Below are 16213 nucleotides of genomic sequence, written 5' to 3' on the forward strand. Positions count from 1 at the left end.
ACGGATACGCTGCGTCATGGACCCCGCGACATCGGAGAGCTCATGGACCGCTACCCGCCCATTGCCGACCACGGCCTGGTGGGAGACCTGCAGACCGCCGCGCTGATCTCCTCGCAGGGCGTCGTGGACTGGTTCGCCGCTCCGCGGTTCGACGCGCCGAGCATCTTCGCGGCCCTGCTGGACCACGACCGCGGCGGGTACTTCCACCTGGCGCCGGTGGAGCACGATCCGACCTGCCGTCAGCTGTACTACCCGGACACCGCCGTCCTGGTCACCCGGTTCATGTCCGAGGACGGCGTGGGCGAGGTCATCGACTGGATGCCGCCGCACGACAGCACCCGGGTGTCGGACCGGCACACCCTGATCCGCGCGGTCCGCGCGGTCCGCGGCACCGTCCGGTTCGAGCTCGACTGCCGGCCGCGCTTCGACTACGGCCGCGCCGACCACCAGGTGACCGTCGACGGCGGGGACGCCGTCTTCCGCGCCCCCGGGGCGGCGCTGCATCTGCGGGCGCTGTTCCCGCTGCACCGGGCGGACCGCGACGTCCGCGGCGGGGTCACCCTCAACGCCGGCGAGACCTCGGGCGTCGTCATGACGGCCTGCGGACCGGACGGCGAGGCCCCGCCGCCGCCCACGGTCGACGGGCTCACCGACGCGCTGTGGGAGGCCGTCGACTACTGGCAGAGCTGGGTGCGCCAGTCGAACTACCGGGGCCGGTGGCCGGACGCGGTCCACCGGTCCGCGATCACCCTGAAGCTGCTCACCTACGCCCCGACCGGAGGGATGGTGGCGGCGCCCACGATGGGCCTGCCGGAGCAGGTCGGCGGTGAGCGCAACTGGGACTACCGCTTCACCTGGGTGCGCGACGCGTCGCTGTCGGTGCGCGCGCTGCTGGACCTGGGCTTCACCGAGGAGGCGGAAGCCTTCACCCGCTGGCTGAACGACCGGCTGCACGAGCGGCTCGACCTGCCGGGCGAGCGCCTGCAGATCATGTACCGGGTCGACGGCGACCCGCAGCTGTCGGAGGAGATCCTCCAGCACTTCGAGGGGTACCGCGGATCGGCCCCGGTGCGCGCCGGGAACGCCGCCATGGACCAGCTCCAGCTCGACATCTACGGCGAAGCCCTCTACGCCCTCTCCGAGGGGCGCAGGTACGGTGTCCAGCCCGGCTACCAGGGCTGGACGGCGGCGGCCAGGACCCTGGACTGGCTCACCGACAACTGGGACCGCCCGGACGAGGGCATCTGGGAGACCCGCGGCGGCCGCCGGGACTTCACCTTCAGCCGGGTGATGACCTGGGTCGCGTTCGACTGCGGACTGCGCCTGGCCGAGGAGTTCAGCCGGCCCGCCGACCTGGTCCGGTGGCGGGAGACCCGGGACACCGTCCTGCGGCAGATCATGGAGCGCGGCTGGAGCGAGAAGGAGCGGGCTCTCGTCCAGCACTACGACGGTGACGTCCTGGACGCCTCGCTGCTGCTGATCCCGCGCGTGGGCCTGTTGGCGGCGAAGGAGCCGGCGTGGCTGTCGACCCTCGACGCGATGGACCGCAAGCTGGTGTCGGACAGCCTCGTCTACCGGTACGACCCGGCCGCCTCGCCCGACGGCCTGCGCGGCTCGGAGGGCACCTTCAGCCTCTGCACCTTCCTCTACGTCGACGCGCTCGCCCGCGCCGGCCGGCTGCGGCAGGCCCGGTACGCGTTCGAGAAGATGCTCACCTACGCCAACCACGTGGGGCTGTTCGCCGAGGAGATCGGCCCCTCCGGCGAGCAACTGGGCAACTTCCCCCAGGCGTTCACCCACCTCTCGCTGATCATGGCGGCGGGCTCGCTCGACGAGGCCCTGGACAGCCGGATCAGGCGACGCTGAGCGCGGAGGAGCCGGGCATGACCCCTTCGCCCACCGGGGCCGGGCGCCTCGACCGGGCCGCCTTCGACGACCTGTACCGCCGGGTCGTCGCCGCCGCCCCCGCCGGCGGGCGTCCGCGCGGCGCGCTGGACACCATCACGGCGGCGCGGGTCCTCGCCGCCGTGGGCGAGGTCCGCACGGGCCGTCATGTGAGCCTCGCGGCACCCGTGACGACCAGGGCGAGAGCGGACAACCCGGAGCCCGCCCGCCACCCGATGACCGGCGCCGTCGCCGGACGGCTGCGCGGGCGGGGGCTGGAATTCGCCCGGGACCGGATCGAGATGAACGTCCACGGCGACGCCGACAGCCACCTCGACGCGCTGTGCCACGTCGTCTACGACGGCACGCTCCACGGCGGCGTCCCGGCGGCCACCCTCACCGAGACCGGCGCCGAGGCCCTCTCCGTCGCCCTGGCCGGGGCGGGCATCGTGGGCCGCGGGGTGCTGCTGGACATCCCCGGCCTGCGCGGAGTGCCGTGGCTGGAGCCGGGCGAGTGGGTGACGGCGCAGGAGCTGCTGGACGCCGAGGCCGCGCAGGGGGTGCGCTTCGGCCCGGGCGACCTGCTCTTCGTCCGGGTCGGCCACCGTCGACGGCGACGCGATCTGGGGGCGTGGGACGCCTCCGCCGCCCGCGCCGGCCTGCACCCGGGTGCCGTGGAGCTGCTGGCCGAGCGAGGCATCGCGGTGCTGGGCAGTGACAGCAACAACGACTGCGCCCCCAGCCCGGTCGACGGCGTCGGCTTCCCGGTGCACGTGCTCGCCGTCCACGCCCTCGGCATCCACCTGCTGGACTACCTGCAGTTCGAGGAGGTGCTGCCGCTCTGCACCGAGGAGGGCCGCTGGTCCTTCCTCTGCGTGATCGCACCGCTGCGACTGGTCGGCGGGACGGGCTCCCCGGTCAGCCCGATCGCCGTCCTGTGAGGCCGGCTCAACGGCCCAGGACCACGTTCACCGGAGGCAGCCCGGCCGTGAAGCGTTCGAGCTGGGTGCGTACCAGGGCGCGGGCGCGCGGCTCGAACGCCGAGGTCTGACCGCCGACATGAGGGGTGATCAGGACGTTCGGGGCGGACCAGAGCGGATGGTCGGCCGGCAGCGGTTCGGGCTCGGTGACGTCCAGGGCCGCCCGCAGCCGCCCGCTCCGCAGCTCGCGCACCAGCGCGTCGGTGTCCACCACCGGGCCGCGGGCGACGTTCACCAGCAGGGCGCCGTCCTTCATCCGGGCCAGGAATCCGGCGTCGACCAGCCCTCGGGTCCCCGGCGCCAGAGGCACGGTGAGCACCACGACGTCCGCCGTACCGAGCAGCCGGGGCAGCTCCCCGAACGCGTGCACCGGGCCACCCGGGCTCTCGCGCGCCGTACGCGCCACCCGGACGATGTCGCACTCGAAGGCGGCGAGCCGCGCCTCCACGGCCGCGCCGATGGACCCGTGGCCCACGATCAGCACGCTCCGGCCGGCGAGCGCGGGCCAGAACCCGTCCGACCACCGGTGCGCCTGCTGGTCCACCACGAACCCGGGGATCCCGCGCAACGAGGCGAGCACCAGGGCCACGGCCAGTTCCGCCGTGCTCGCGTCGTGCACTCCCCGCGCGTTGCACAGCGTAACGCCCGCGGGCACGGACGGCGCCAGGTCGTCGACGCCGGCGCTGAGCGACTGCAGCACCCGCAACCGCGGCATCCGGGCGAGCAGGGGCAGCGCAGCCGCGGTGAAGGTGTACGGAACGACGAACAACTCGACCGTCCGGAGCACCCCCTCCCCCGGCGGATCGCCCGTGCCGTCCCAGACCGCGGCGGCCCACCCCTCGGGCAGGCCCCCCACCTCGCCGGGCGCCCAGGGCAGCAGCACACGCGGACCGCTCACCGCACCAGTGTCACACGGTGATCGCAGGGACGCGGGCGCTCACCCGGCCGACCCCGATGCCCCGCTGCGCTCGCCCTCCGGCAGCCCCCGCTCTAGCGTCGAAGGAGAGGGTCCCGGCCCCGGCTGCCGGCCCGGAAACGGAGTCCCCGTGGCTGACAAGCAGCACTACGACGTCATCATCATCGGCACCGGCGCAGGTGGCGGCACCCTGGCCCACCGCCTGGCCCCGACCGGCAAACGGGTCCTCGTCCTGGAACGCGGCGGGTACCTGCCGCGCGAACGCGACAACTGGGACTCGACCGCCGTCTTCGTCAAGGGCAAGTACCGGGCCCCGGAGTACTGGTACGACAAGGACGGCAACGCCTTCCCGCCGGAGGTCAACTACTACGTCGGCGGCAACACCAAGTTCTACGGCGCCGCGCTGTTCCGGCTGCGCCCCGAGGACTTCGGCGAGCTGCGCCACCACGACGGCGTGTCACCGGCCTGGCCGATCCGCTACGAGGACCTCGAGCCGTACTACACCCGGGCCGAGCACCTCTACCTGGTCCACGGGCGGCACGGCGAGGACCCCACCGAGGGCCCGGCGAGCGCACAGTACGCCCACCCGCCGGTCGAGCACGAGCCGCGGATCCAGCAGCTCAGCGACGATCTCGAGAAGCAGGGCCTGCACCCGTTCCACCTGCCGATCGGCGTGAACCTCACCCAGGACGCCGACGGGCGGGCGACCCACGACAGCGGGTGCATCCGCTGCGACCGGGTGGACGGCTTCCCCTGCCTGCTCGGCGCCAAGTCGGACGCCCAGGTCATCTGCGTGGACCCGGCCCTGCGGCACGACAACGTCCAGCTGATCACCCACGCCGACGTACGGCGGCTGGAGACCGACCCCACCGGCCGGACCGTCACCGGCGTGGTCGCCGACCTCGCCGACGGCACCACCGAGACCTTCACCGGCGACATCGTCGTGGTGGCCTGCGGCGCGGTGAACTCGGCCCTCCTGCTGCTGCGCTCGGCCAACGACAAGCACCCGCGGGGGCTGGCCAACAGCTCCGACGTGGTCGGGCGCCACTACATGCGCCACAACAACCTGGCGCTGATGGCCGTCTCCAAGGAGCCCAACCCCACCGCGTTCCAGAAGACCCTCGCCCTCCACGACTGGTACCTCGGCGCGGACGACTGGGACTACCCGCTCGGCGGCATCCAGATGCTCGGCAAGTCGGACGCCGCGCAGATCCACGGCGAGGCCCCGCGCTGGGCCGGTGCGATCAGCCCCGACATGCCGTTCGAGGTCCTCGCGCACCACGCCGTCGACTTCTGGCTGTGCGGCGAGGACCTCCCCGCCCCCGACAACCGCGTCACCCTGGACGCCGACGGCAACGTGCACCTCGCCCTCGACGAGAAGAACAACACCGCCGGACTGAAGCGGCTCCGCCACAAGCTCCAGAGCATGCTCGGCAAGCTGGGGATGCACGAGCACCACCTGCTCTCCCACAGCATCTACCTGCACAAGGGCATGCCGATCGGCGCGACCGCCCACCAGGCGGGCACCGTACGGTTCGGCACCGACCCGGCGTCCTCCGCCCTGGACGTCAACTGCAAGGCGCACGACCTGGACAACCTCTACGTCGTGGACACCAGCTTCTTCCCGAGCATCGGAGCGGTGAACCCGTCCCTGACGGCCATCGCCAACGCGCTGCGGGTCGGCGACCACCTCGCCGACCGCATGCGATGAGCAGGAGAGTCACAGAGATGGCAGCACAGCAGATGGACGCCCTGGTCATCTTCGGCGCGACCGGTGACCTGGCCAAGCTGGAGACCTTCCCCGCCCTGGTCGGCCTGGTCGACCGCGGCGTGCTCGACGTCCCCGTCGTCGGCGTGGCCAAGAGCGGCTGGGGCTTGGAGGAGTTCCGGAACTACGCCGAGGCCTCACTGCGGCTCAACGGCATGGACCCGACCACGCCCGCGGCCCGGAAGATGCTGGGCCTGCTCCGCTACGTGGACGGCGACCTCGACGACGACGCCACCTACCGGGCCATGGCGCAGGAGATGGGCGGCGGTGAGCGGGCCCTGTTCTACCTGGAGGTCCCGCCCCCGCTGTTCGGCCGGATCGCCAAGGGCATCGCCGACGCCGGCCGGGCGAAGGGCGCCCGGGTCATGGTCGAGAAGCCCTTCGGCACCGATCTGAAGAGCGCCCTCGAACTCAACGCGACCATGCACGAGTACTTCCCCGAGGACGCGATCTACCGGGTCGACCACTGGCTCGGCCTCGACCCCGTGGAGAACGTGCTCTTCGCGCGCTTCGCCAACTCGGTGATCGAACCGCTGCTGAACCGGACGCACGTCCGCAGCATCCAGATCACCATGGCGGAGGCCTTCGACGTCGCCGACCGCGGCCGGTTCTACGACCGCACCGGGGCGGTCCGGGACGTCGTCCAGAACCACATGCTGCAGGTCCTCGCCACGGTGCTGGCCGAGCCGCCGTCCGGCGAGGGGCTCGAGTCGTGGCGCGACGCCAAGGCCAACGTGGTCTCCTCGCTGCGGCCGCTCGGCCCCGAACACATCGTGCGCGGGCAGTACGACGGCTACCTGGACGTCGACGGCGTCGCCGCGGGATCGACGACCGAGACCTACGCGGCGGTCCGGCTCGCCGCCGACTCCTGGCGCTGGGCGGACGTGCCGATCCTCATCCGCGCCGGCAAGTGCCTGCCGGTGACCGCGACCGAGGTGAGCATCCACTTCCGCAGCGCACCCCACGACGTGTTCGGGCTGCGGCCCACCCCGGCCGCCAACAGCCTGCGGTTCCGGGTCTGGCCGGAGACGCAGGTCGCCCTCACCCTGGCCGGGAAGGCACCCGGCGGCGGCTGGCAGGCCAAGCACGAGGAACTCTCCTTCAGCGAGGTCCCCGGATCGGACATGCGCCCGTACGACCGCCTCATCGGCGCGGCACTGGACGGCGACCGCTGGCTGTTCGCCCGCGAGGACACCGTCGAAGCCGCCTGGCGGGTCGTCGACCCCATCCTGGGGAACGCGGCACCCGTCCACCCGTACAGCCGCGGCAGCTGGGGGCCCAAGGAGGCCGACACCCTGCTTTCCGAGGGCGACCACTGGCACGACCCGAGCTGAGCCTCGCCGGCTCCTCCGGCGATTCGCGGTTCCCGGGTAGGCCGATCGGCTGTCGGCCGATGGGGCTACCCGGGCCGTGCCGTCCCGGCCGGGTGGGCCGGGGCGTGCTTGACTGAGGTCGGGCTATCGCGCGATGGGGAGCACATGAGTCAACTCGACCTCGCCAGGCTGCAGTTCGCCATGACGTCGATCTACCACTTCCTGTTCGTGCCGGTCACCATCGGCCTGGGCTTCCTGACCGCCCTGCTGCAGACCGGCTGGCACCGCACCGGGCGGCCAGAACTGCTGCAGCTCACGCGGTTCTTCGGGACCCTGCTGGTGATCGGCATCGCCGTCGGCGTGGTGACCGGGCTGGTCCAGGAGTTCCAGTTCGGGATGGACTGGTCCGCGTACTCCCGCACGGTCGGCGACGTGTTCGGCGCGCCGCTGGCCATGGAGGGGCTCGCCGCGTTCTTCCTGGAGTCGACCTTCCTCGGGCTCTGGCTGTTCGGCTGGGACCGGCTGCCCCCGCGCGTGCACCTGGCGACGATCTGGCTGGTGGCCGTGGGCGGCGCCCTGTCCGCGGCGTTCATCATGGCCGCCAACTCCTGGATGCAGCACCCGGTCGGCTACACCGTCGACCCGGCCACCGGCCGGCCCCAGCTCAACGACGTCTGGAAGCTGTTCACCAACCCGGTCTTCCTGCGCGGGTACCTGCACGTGATCCTCGCCTCGCTGGTCACCGGCGCCCTCGTGATGCTCGCCGTCTCCGCCTGGCAGCTGCGCAAGGGCTCCGCCCCGCTCGCCTTCCACGCCACCGCCCGGCTGGCCCTGGTCGTCCTGGTGCCGGTGATCCTGGCGGCGATGCTGGTCGGCAGCGAACTCGGCGTCACCGAGGGCAAGTACCAGCCCATGAAGATCGCCGGCGCCGAGGCGCAGTGGGACACCTGCCAGCCGTGCTCGTTCTCGCTGTTCCAGATCAGCGGCGGCAAGAACGACATGACCCCGACCCAGATCATCGCCGTCCCGCACCTGCTCTCCCTGCTGGCCACCAACCACTGGAACGGCCAGGTGCTGGGGCTCAACGCCGTCCAGGCCCAGTACGAGCAGCAGTACGGGCCCGGCAACTACATCCCGAACATCTTCATCCAGTACTGGTCGATGCGGGTGATGGCCTACCTGGCGGTGGTCGTCCTGCTGATCGGACTGTGGGGCCTGTGGCTGCTGTGGCGCAAGCGGCTCAGCGGCGCGCACCGGTTCCACCGGGTGGCGGTCTGGGCCGTGGTCCTGCCGTTCCTCATGAACACCGCCGGCTGGCTGCTCACCGAGAACGGCCGCCAGCCGTGGATCGTCCAGGGCCTCCAGCTCACCGCCGACGGCGTCTCCCCGTCGGTGAGCACCGCCACCGTCGCCACCAGCCTGGTGGTCTTCCTCCTGCTCTACGCGGCGCTCGCGGTGGTGGCGCTGGTGCTGCTCACGCGGTACGCCCGCAAGGAGCTCCCCCCGCCCCCCGCCGCGGACACCCCGATCCCGGCCCTGACCTACTGAGGCCGCCCGATGGCGCTCGCCACCTTCTGGTTCATCGTCACCGCTGCCCTGTGGACCGGCTTCTTCGTCCTGGAGGGCTTCGACCTCGGCGTCGGGATGCTGCACACCTTCGTCTCCCGCGAGGAGCCCGGCCGCCGGGCGGCGATCAACACCATCGGGCCGCTCTGGGACGGCAACGAGGTGTGGCTGATCGTCGCCGCCGCCGCGATGTTCGCGGCCTTCCCGGCCTGGTACGCGACCATGTTCTCCGGCTTCTACCCGGCACTGATCCTGCTGCTGGTCGGACTGATCGTGCGCGGCGTGTCGTTCGAGTTCCGCGGCAAGTCCGACAGCCCGCGCTGGATCCGGACCTGGGACGCCCTGCTGACCACCGGCAGCCTGCTGGTACCGCTGCTCATCGGCATCGCCCTGGGCGACCTGCTGCACGGCGTGCCGATCGACCAGAGCCAGGAGTTCACCGGCGGCCTCGGCGACCTGTTCTCCGGCTACGCGGTGTTCGCCGGGATCACCCTGGTGCTGCTCTGCCTGCTGCACGGGGCGACCTTCATCACGCTCAAGACCACCGGCGAGGTGCACGACCGCGCCCTGTGGCTGGCCCGCCGCATCGCACCGTTCACCATCCTCGCCGTCCTGGTCTTCCAGCCCTGGACGCACTCCGTCGCGGGCGGCGGCGTCCTGCCGGACGTCCTCGAACTCGTCACCATGCTCGCGGCGCTCGCCGCCGGCTGGCTGCTCGCCGAACGGCACGAGGGCTGGGCGTTCGTGGCGACCACCGTCGTCATCGGCACGACCATCCTGTCGTTCTTCGCCGACCTCTACCCCCGGCTGATGGTGTCGAGCACCAACCCCGCCTTCGACCTGACCGTGCACAACAGCGCCTCCGGCGCGTATGCGCTCAAGGTGATGAGCGTCGTCGCGATCGTCTTCTTCCCCCTGGTCCTCGCGTACCAGGGCTGGACCTACCACGTCTTCCGGCTCCGCATCTCCGCCGAGCAGTTCGACGTACCGGAAGCCGGCCGGGACTGAGCCGGGCGGCCGGGCCGACCCGGCCCCGCCCGGTTGATCCACATCCCGCCAATCTGCCGGCCGGGCCGCGGGACGGCGGCCACCGGCGCCACGCACTGACCGGCGGCGGGCGGCGGGCGGGATCAGCGGGGCGGGACCAGGCGGGCGGTGTCGACCTCGGCCCAGATGGACTTGCCCCGGTCGTGGGGTTCGGCTCCCCAGCGGTCGGCGGCCCGTTCGACGATGAACAGGCCGTGGCCGCCGGGCAGGCCGGGGAGATGGGGGCGGCGCGGGGCGGGCAGGTCGGTGGTGCCGTCGCTGACCTCGATGCGCAGGCGCTCCCCGGTGGCGTCGAGGACGAGTTCCAGCGGCCCGCCGGCGTGCATCATGGCGTTGGCGACGAGTTCGGCCACCAGCAGCATCACGTCCTCCACGACGTCCCGGTCGACGCCCGGCGCAGGCGGGGACCACAACCAGTCGGCGAGCGCGCGGCCGGTGAACTCCCTGGCCCGTGCGACGGGTTTGGGCAGGCCGGCCAGGCGCAGCCGCCGCCGCTGGCCGCCGGGTGGCAGCGCGGCGGCAGCGGCGGGCCGGTCGCCGTCGAGGGTGCCCCGGCTGGTCGTCATGTGCGGGTACCCCCTTTCGTTCTCGTTCGTTCTCGGCGGTGATGGATCGTCCGTCGGATTCCCGTCCGCTGCCGCTTCATGCCTCCCCCGCGCTAATCCCCTGCCGCACCGGCGAGCGCGGCGCGGACGGAGTCGTGGACGGAGAACACGGCCCTGGCACCGGTCAGCTCCAGGACACGGGTGACCATGGGGCCCGGCGCGGCGAGGCGGAGGTCGATTCCGGCGGCCTGCGCCGCCAGGCGGGTCTTCAGCAGCAGGTTGAGGCCGGAGGAGTCGCAGAATCCGACCCGTTCGAGGTCGACCACCAGCACGGGCGGGCCGGCACCGACCAGTGCGGTCAGCGCCTTCTCGGCGGGCGCCAGGGTGTCGATCTCCAGGTCGCCCGCGACCGTGCAGACGGCCGCCCGGCCGTCCGTACGGCGGATCTCGACGGTGAGCCCGGCGACGGTCAGCTCGGCCATCGGGAGGCCGGCTGCCGGAACTCCCGGTGCAGGTGCGCCGGTGCTGCGTGCGGTGCTGGTCTGCGGCTGGTTCTCGGCCGGCATCGTGGTGGTGGTCCCCTCCGGGCTCAGGTGGCGATCAAGCAACGGTCAGGCGGCGGTCAGGCCTTCGCGGAGCTGGCGCAGGGTACTGCTGAGCAGCCGGGAGACGTGCATCTGCGACAGGCCGAGCCGGGCACCGATCTGGGACTGGGTCAGCCCCTCGGTGAAGCGCAGCGCCAGGACGAGCCGTTCGCGGTCCGGCAGAGCGGCGACGAGCGGCTTGAGCGAGACCAGGTCCTCGACCTTGGCGAGCCGGCGGTCCACCTCGCCGAGCCGGTCCGCGAGCGGGCCGGGGCCGCCGTCCCGGTCGTCGGAGCCACCGATGTCCAGGGAGCCGGCGGTGTGCCCGTTGGCGGCGGTGAGTCCTTCGACGACCTCCTCGCGGCCGAGCGCGAGGTACTCGGCCAGTTCGTCGACGGTGGGGGCCCGGTCCAGCCGCTGGGACAGCTCGTCCTGGGCCTTGGCGAGGCTGATCCGCAGCTCCTGGAGCCGCCGGGGCACGTGGACGGCCCAGGTGGTGTCGCGGAAGTGGCGGCGGATCTCGCCGATGACGGTCGGCAGGGCGAAGGTGGTGAACTCGACGCCGCGGTCGGGGTCGAACCGGTCGATCGCCTTGATCAGACCGATCGCGCCGACCTGCATCAGGTCCTCGCGGGAGGAGCGGTGCGAGTCGAAGCGGCGGATCGCGTACGCGACCAGGGAGAGGTTGAGCTCGATGAGGGTGGCCCGCACGTAGGAGTACTCCCGGGTGCCCTCCTCCAGGTCGGCGAGCCGGCGCAGCAGGACGCGCGTGAGCTGCCGGGCGTCGGCGGGTGCGACGTGGCGCGGGTCGCGGACGGCGTCGGCGACGACGGTCGGCGGGAGCGCGTGGGTGGCGCTCCCGCCGACAGCCTCGCCGACTGCCGCATCCCGGAAGCCGAGGTCGGCGGGAACGAGGAGTTCATCACTGGGCGCAGCCATGTCGGTCCTTTCATCGGTACGGGCCGGTCCGCGCCCTGTTACCCGCTGCCGGAGGATCGATGCGGCCACCGACCGTGAAGGTTCGGCGAAGAGGGCGGGAAGGCCGGTGAAGGCGGGGCCGCGGGCGGCGCCGGGGACGGGGCGCGACGCCGCTCGGCGTCGGCGGCCTCGCGCGGGCGGGGCGGCCTGGTCACGGACACCCGGGGCAGGGCGTGGGGGTGCTTCTCGCCGATGTACCCGACCAGGTGCTCGCGCAGTTGGCAGCGCAGTTCGAAGGCGTCGTCGGCGTTGGCGGCGGTGGCGAGCGCGCGGACGACGATGGTGCTGGGCGTGGTGTCGACGATCTGCAGGGCGCTGCCCTCGCCGTCCCAGAGCGGGTTCTCGGCGAGGAAGGTGTCGAACTCCGCGCGCAGGTCGGCGACGGGGGTGCTGTGGTCGAGGTGGATCAGCGCGGTCCCGGTGATCCGGGAGGTCCGGCGGGACCAGTTCTCGAACGGGCGGGAGGCGAAGTACGACATCGGCATGACCAGGCGCCGCTGGTCCCAGGTGGCGATCACCACCGAGGTGAGGGTGATCTCCTCCACCGTGCCCCACTCGCCGGCGACCACGACGACGTCGCCGATCCGGACCAGGTCGCCGAAGGCCATCTGGACCCCGGCGAAGATGTTGGCAAGGGTGCTCTGCGCCGCCACGCCGGCGACCACGCCGACCAGCCCGGCGGAGGCGAGCAGGCTGGTGCCGATCCCCCGGACGGCGGGGAAGGTCATCAGCATCGCCCCGAGCGCGATCAGGGCGATCGCGGCCTGGCAGATCCGGCCGAGCAGCCCGGCCTGGGTGCGGGCGCGGCCGGCCTGGGCGGGGTCGCGGCGGCGGCCGGCGAGGTGGACGGCGCCGTCCACGAGCAGGCCGACCGCCCGGGCGGCGAGCCACGCACATGCGCCGATGGCGGCAAGGACCAGCAGGTGGCGCAGGGTGTCCTCGGCCGCGGGCGTGGCGCCGACCCACGGCAGCGCGCCGAGCAGGAAGGCGCACCCGATCGTCGCCAGCAACGGCCGACGGCAGTTGCGCAGCAGTCTCGGCACACCGCCGGTGCGGCCGCGTGCGGCGAGGCGCCGCGCGACGGCCTCCGAGGCACGACTCAGACCGTACGCGGCGAGCACCGCGACCACGGTCACCACAAACAGGCGGACTGCACTCCACCACACCGGACGACTCCTCTTCTCGCGTGCGCCGGGGCGGCTGCCGTCGGCCGGGGCCGCCTGCCCGCTGCCGCCGGGTTCACGCACCCGCCCTCACCACCGCTCGGTGACGGGTGGCCGGCCGGCCACCGGTCGGATCCGGCCATCGCGGACGAAGGCGCATGGACCGCCGGTCCGGGGGCACCCGATCGGGCCTGCGGCCTCGCGGGGAGGCCCGGGATGGAGGAGGGGCGATGGCCCGGATCGAGGAGTCCGTCGAGGTGAACGCACCGCTGGCGGCGGTGTACGAGCAGTGGACCAGGTACGAGGAGTTCCCGGAGTTCATGCGCGGGGTGGTGCGCGTCGAGCGGACCGGCCCGGGTGCCACCCGCTGGGTGGTGGACGCGGTGGGCGTGCACCGGGAGTTCGAGGCCCGGACCACCGAGGCCGTCCCCGAGGAGCGGGTCGCCTGGGAGAGCGTCTCCGGGGATGTCCGGCAGGCCGGGGTGGTGACCTTCCACCGGGTCGACGAGGACACCACCCGGCTCATGGTGCAGTTGGAGCTGGAGCCGCCCGGGCTGCTGGAGCGCCTGGTCGAGGCACTCGGCTTCGTCGACCGCCGGGTGATCGACGACCTCAGGGACTTCAAGGAGCACGTCGAGTCCGGCCGGCGGGCCGCCTGACCCGCCGGTAGCGCTGCGCACACCCGAGGAGCGAGCGATGAGCAACGGCATGACCATCCGGCGGTTACGCACCAGGGCCGCCGGCCACAGCGCCGGCAGCGACCTGATCGGTTTCCACGTCGAGGGCACCGACGGCCGCATCGGCACCGTGGACCGGCTGTCCGGGCACGTCGACGCCCGGTACCTGATCGTGCACACCGGGCCGTGGATCTTCGGCAGGCTCGTCCTGCTGCCGGCCGGCACGGTCGTCCGGGTCGAGCCCGGCGAGCGGACGGTGCACGTCGACCGCTCGAAGGAGCAGATCAGGCGCAGCCCCGCGTACGACGGCGGGACGCCCGAGGCCGAGCCCGACCCGCGCGCGCCGTACACGGTCCGCTGCAGCACCTTCTACCGCGGCCGCATGCTGTAGCCGTGCCATCTCCACGAGGACGTGGTCCGGCACGGCGGCGCAGGTGGTCAGGGTCTCGTGGCGCAGCAGGCCGAACGGGAGCGACGTGATGGGCCGGACCCCGGCAGCCGCTGCGTCATCAAGCTACCGGGGTCGTGACGTCCGCCCCGGGGGCGCGGTGTCAACGGGCGAACTTCTCGACGGCTGCCGGGGTGACCGGGGTGAAGAAGTTGACGAGGTTGCCGTCGGGGTCGCGGAACAGGAGTGAGCGGTTGCCCCAGGGCATCGTGGTCGGCTCGGTGACGAAGTCGGTGACGAAGTCGGTGAGGTTCCGGTGGACCTGGTCCACGTCGTCGACGAGGAACTCCGTGATCACGCTCCGGTTGGCCGCCGGCTGTGCCGAGCCGGGGGCGAACAGCGGGACGGTCCGAGTGCCGGCGATCGCCAGGGTGGCGCCCGGCGTCCTCAGCTCGGCAAAGTCCTCGGTGGCCCACACCGCCCGTACCCCCGTGGCCCGTTCGTAGAACTCGACGAGGCGGGCGACGTCGCCGGTGATGATGCGGATCGAGACGAAATGCACGGTGAACTCCACGGTGGTGCCGGAATCGGTCGGGGTTGCGCTCCCGACGCTAGGCGGCATACCGGACAGAACCCGTCCTGTACTCGGCGGCTCGGCCGCTCAGTCGGCGGCGGTCTCGGCGGCCACCCAGTCGAGGTAGGCCGCCGCGCCGGTGACCACCGGGACGGCGATGACCTCCGGCGTGTCGTAGGAGTGCAGTTCGGCGATCCGGGCGGTCAGCCGGTCGCCGAGGGCCGCGCGGGTCTTGAGGTCGACCCGCCACTCGGCGGCGTCCTGCACCTCGCCGTCCCACCAGTACACCGAACGGATCGCGTACACCTGCGCGCACGCCGCCAGCCGCTCCCGCACCAGGGCCGCCGCCAGGTCGCGGGCCTTGGTCTCGTCCTCGTGCGTCGTGGTCACCACGACGAAGTCACGGTCGGTCATGGCCCGAGCGTACGCGTGCCGAGGTGGCCGCGGGCGTCACGCCGGCGGTGCCCAGGGGGCGGCGCGCAGGTCGGTGACGGTACGGCGGGTGCGGGGGCCGGCCGGCAAGCCGGCGGCCCGGCCGACGGCGACCATCGAGACGATCTCCCACCCCGGGGAGGGCCGCAGCTCCGCGGTGAGGCCGTCCAGGTCGAAGGCCCGGAACTGGCGGGCGGCGAGCCCCATCGCCTGCGCCTGGAGGGTGAGGTGGGCGACCGCCTGCCCCAGGTCGTAGTCCGCGAACTCCGAGTAGGCGAACAGCGGGTCGCCGACGTGGCGGCGGGTCAGGGTGACGACGAGCAGACCGGCGCCGGTCGCCCACCGGGTGGAGCTGGGGGCCAGGTGGCGCAGGACGCGCGCGTGCTCCGGCTCGCCGGGCCGGGTGGTGAGAAACCCCCACGGCTGGGAGTTGCCGGCCGAGGGTGCCCAGCGGGCGGCTTCCAGCAGCAGGGCGAGGGCGTGGTCGTCGACGGCCGCCGACGGGTCGAACGCCGTCGGGCTGTACCGTCCCGCCAGCAGCGGGTGGAGGCCGTCGGCCCCTGGCTGATCACTGCGCACGGTCCGCTCCAACCGGCGCTCCCCCGGCCGTATTCCAGCCGTCCGCCAGGTCACCTCCGGCGGGGCGGGAGGGGCAGGAAGCCGCTGGTGCGGGCCACGTAGTCGTCCCAGCCGGGGCGCGGCTGGGTCGCCATCTGCCGCTCCAGCATGGGTTTTCCGCTGCCGAAGGCGAGCAGCCAGGTCATCACCAGCGGGCTGGGCAGCAGCAGGAGGGCGGCCGGGTGGTGGGCGCTGAACAGGTAGAGCCCCCACCAGACGCAGGCGTCGCCGAAGTAGTTGGGGTGGCGGGTGAAGCGCCACAGGCCGCGGTCCATCACCCGGCCGCGGTGGGCGGGGTCGGCCTTGAACCGGGCCAGCTGCCAGTCCCCCACGCTCTCGAAGAACAGGCCCACGCACCACAGCGCGGCGCCGGCGAAGTCGACCGCGCCGAGCGGATCCGGCAGGTACTGGGCGACCTGGACGGGCAGCGAGACGAACCAGACGAGGGCGGCCTGCAGCAGGTAGACCATGCGCAGGGCGTACCGGGTGCGGGCCGGCCCGGCCGGGGCCCTGGCGAGCATCCGGGCGTAGCGCGGGTCCTCGTCGGCACCCCGGGAGCGCCACCCGATGTGGGCGGACAGCCGCACGCCCCAGACGGTGACGAGCAGGGTGACCAGGAGTCGGCGGGCCGGGTCGCCGTACCCGCCGGACAGGCCGTAGCCGGTGAGCGCGAGGGCGGTGAAGGCGAGGCCCCAGGCGACGTCGACGCCCCGGTGGCGGCCGGTGCGTACCCCGGCCGCGAACGCCACCAGCATGACCGCGAGCGTCACCCCGGCGGTG

The 16213-nt window shown here is 72.9% G+C and carries 17 protein-coding genes; 8 read left to right on the forward strand and 9 right to left on the reverse strand.

Annotated features, from left to right (window positions below):
- Window positions 1-42: 42 nt before the first annotated feature.
- Both FHR36_RS24665 and FHR36_RS24670 read left to right on the forward strand, forming a co-directional pair.
- Window positions 43-1866, forward strand: a complete 1824-nt coding sequence (locus tag FHR36_RS24665; protein WP_253800359.1) for a glycoside hydrolase family 15 protein — start codon at window positions 43-45, stop codon at window positions 1864-1866.
- Window positions 1867-1883: 17 nt separating this feature from the next.
- Complete coding sequence (locus tag FHR36_RS24670; RefSeq protein WP_253800360.1) at window positions 1884-2825, forward strand: cyclase family protein; 942 nt, start codon at window positions 1884-1886, stop codon at window positions 2823-2825.
- Window positions 2826-2832: 7 nt separating this feature from the next.
- Here FHR36_RS24670 and FHR36_RS24675 read toward each other — a convergent pair whose 3' ends face one another.
- Window positions 2833-3762, reverse strand: a complete 930-nt coding sequence (locus tag FHR36_RS24675; protein ID WP_253800361.1) for a 2-hydroxyacid dehydrogenase — start codon at window positions 3760-3762, stop codon at window positions 2833-2835.
- Between the two features lie 148 nt (window positions 3763-3910).
- Here FHR36_RS24675 and FHR36_RS24680 point away from each other — a divergent pair, with 148 nt between their 5' ends.
- From FHR36_RS24680 to cydB, 4 genes are all read left to right on the forward strand, one after another.
- The gene (locus tag FHR36_RS24680; protein WP_253800362.1) at window positions 3911-5491 is read left to right on the forward strand and encodes a GMC oxidoreductase; all 1581 of its coding nucleotides are present in this window, start codon (window positions 3911-3913) and stop codon (window positions 5489-5491) included.
- Between the two features lie 17 nt (window positions 5492-5508).
- Window positions 5509-6882, forward strand: a complete 1374-nt coding sequence (gene zwf, locus FHR36_RS24685; RefSeq protein WP_253800363.1) for a glucose-6-phosphate dehydrogenase — start codon at window positions 5509-5511, stop codon at window positions 6880-6882.
- Window positions 6883-7026: 144 nt separating this feature from the next.
- On the forward strand, window positions 7027-8409 hold the full coding sequence (locus tag FHR36_RS24690) for a cytochrome ubiquinol oxidase subunit I (protein ID WP_253800364.1): 1383 nt from the start codon (window positions 7027-7029) through the stop codon (window positions 8407-8409).
- A 9-nt stretch (window positions 8410-8418) separates the two neighbouring features.
- Window positions 8419-9435, forward strand: coding sequence for a cytochrome d ubiquinol oxidase subunit II (cydB, locus tag FHR36_RS24695; RefSeq protein ID WP_253800365.1), 1017 nt, complete (start codon window positions 8419-8421; stop codon window positions 9433-9435).
- A gap of 122 nt (window positions 9436-9557) precedes the next feature.
- Here the strand turns inward: cydB and FHR36_RS24700 are convergent, their stop codons facing one another.
- The 4 genes from FHR36_RS24700 to FHR36_RS24715 all read right to left on the reverse strand — a co-directional run bounded on the left by FHR36_RS24700 (window position 9558) and on the right by FHR36_RS24715 (window position 12747).
- Entirely contained in the window at window positions 9558-10040 is a 483-nt protein-coding gene (locus FHR36_RS24700) for an ATP-binding protein (RefSeq protein WP_253800366.1), read from the reverse strand.
- 92 nt (window positions 10041-10132) lie between these two features.
- Window positions 10133-10501: an STAS domain-containing protein gene (locus FHR36_RS24705; RefSeq protein WP_253800367.1), complete on the reverse strand. Its 369-nt coding sequence runs from the start codon at window positions 10499-10501 to the stop codon at window positions 10133-10135.
- Between the two features lie 129 nt (window positions 10502-10630).
- The gene (locus tag FHR36_RS24710; RefSeq protein WP_253800368.1) at window positions 10631-11542 is read right to left on the reverse strand and encodes a SigB/SigF/SigG family RNA polymerase sigma factor; all 912 of its coding nucleotides are present in this window, start codon (window positions 11540-11542) and stop codon (window positions 10631-10633) included.
- 38 nt (window positions 11543-11580) lie between these two features.
- Entirely contained in the window at window positions 11581-12747 is a 1167-nt protein-coding gene (locus tag FHR36_RS24715) for a mechanosensitive ion channel family protein (protein ID WP_253800369.1), read from the reverse strand.
- A 227-nt stretch (window positions 12748-12974) separates the two neighbouring features.
- Between FHR36_RS24715 and FHR36_RS24720 the strand changes: the two genes are divergently transcribed.
- Both FHR36_RS24720 and FHR36_RS24725 read left to right on the forward strand, forming a co-directional pair.
- On the forward strand, window positions 12975-13403 hold the full coding sequence (locus tag FHR36_RS24720) for an SRPBCC family protein (RefSeq protein ID WP_253800370.1): 429 nt from the start codon (window positions 12975-12977) through the stop codon (window positions 13401-13403).
- Window positions 13404-13440: 37 nt separating this feature from the next.
- On the forward strand, window positions 13441-13812 hold the full coding sequence (locus FHR36_RS24725) for a PRC-barrel domain-containing protein (protein WP_253800371.1): 372 nt from the start codon (window positions 13441-13443) through the stop codon (window positions 13810-13812).
- A gap of 160 nt (window positions 13813-13972) precedes the next feature.
- On the opposite strand, the gene FHR36_RS24730 is transcribed toward FHR36_RS24725, so the two are convergent.
- The 4 genes from FHR36_RS24730 to FHR36_RS24745 form a co-directional block, all read right to left on the reverse strand.
- Window positions 13973-14371, reverse strand: coding sequence for a VOC family protein (locus FHR36_RS24730; protein WP_253800372.1), 399 nt, complete (start codon window positions 14369-14371; stop codon window positions 13973-13975).
- Between the two features lie 99 nt (window positions 14372-14470).
- The gene (gene cutA / locus FHR36_RS24735; RefSeq protein ID WP_253800373.1) at window positions 14471-14797 is read right to left on the reverse strand and encodes a divalent-cation tolerance protein CutA; all 327 of its coding nucleotides are present in this window, start codon (window positions 14795-14797) and stop codon (window positions 14471-14473) included.
- Window positions 14798-14833: 36 nt separating this feature from the next.
- Entirely contained in the window at window positions 14834-15394 is a 561-nt protein-coding gene (locus tag FHR36_RS24740; protein WP_253800374.1) for a nitroreductase family protein, read from the reverse strand.
- Between the two features lie 50 nt (window positions 15395-15444).
- Window positions 15445-16188, reverse strand: coding sequence for a DUF1295 domain-containing protein (locus tag FHR36_RS24745; protein WP_253800723.1), 744 nt, complete (start codon window positions 16186-16188; stop codon window positions 15445-15447).
- Window positions 16189-16213 lie beyond the last annotated feature (25 nt).

This window comes from Kitasatospora cinereorecta, assembly GCF_024172095.1.
Lineage (GTDB): Bacteria > Actinomycetota > Actinomycetes > Streptomycetales > Streptomycetaceae > Kitasatospora > Kitasatospora cinereorecta.

Coding starts and splice junctions, on each gene's coding strand:
- FHR36_RS24665 (WP_253800359.1), top strand. CDS start 43: ATGGACCGCTACCCGCCCATTGCCGACCACGGCCTGGTGGGAGACCTG.
- FHR36_RS24670 (WP_253800360.1), top strand. CDS start 1,884: ATGACCCCTTCGCCCACCGGGGCCGGGCGCCTCGACCGGGCCGCCTTC.
- zwf (WP_253800363.1), top strand. CDS start 5,509: ATGGCAGCACAGCAGATGGACGCCCTGGTCATCTTCGGCGCGACCGGT.
- FHR36_RS24690 (WP_253800364.1), top strand. CDS start 7,027: ATGAGTCAACTCGACCTCGCCAGGCTGCAGTTCGCCATGACGTCGATC.
- cydB (WP_253800365.1), top strand. CDS start 8,419: ATGGCGCTCGCCACCTTCTGGTTCATCGTCACCGCTGCCCTGTGGACC.
- FHR36_RS24700 (WP_253800366.1), bottom strand. CDS start 10,040: ATGACGACCAGCCGGGGCACCCTCGACGGCGACCGGCCCGCCGCTGCC.
- FHR36_RS24705 (WP_253800367.1), bottom strand. CDS start 10,501: ATGGCCGAGCTGACCGTCGCCGGGCTCACCGTCGAGATCCGCCGTACG.
- FHR36_RS24710 (WP_253800368.1), bottom strand. CDS start 11,542: ATGGCTGCGCCCAGTGATGAACTCCTCGTTCCCGCCGACCTCGGCTTC.
- FHR36_RS24720 (WP_253800370.1), top strand. CDS start 12,975: ATGGCCCGGATCGAGGAGTCCGTCGAGGTGAACGCACCGCTGGCGGCG.
- FHR36_RS24725 (WP_253800371.1), top strand. CDS start 13,441: ATGAGCAACGGCATGACCATCCGGCGGTTACGCACCAGGGCCGCCGGC.
- cutA (WP_253800373.1), bottom strand. CDS start 14,797: ATGACCGACCGTGACTTCGTCGTGGTGACCACGACGCACGAGGACGAG.
- FHR36_RS24745 (WP_253800723.1), bottom strand. CDS start 16,188: ATGCTGGTGGCGTTCGCGGCCGGGGTACGCACCGGCCGCCACCGGGGC.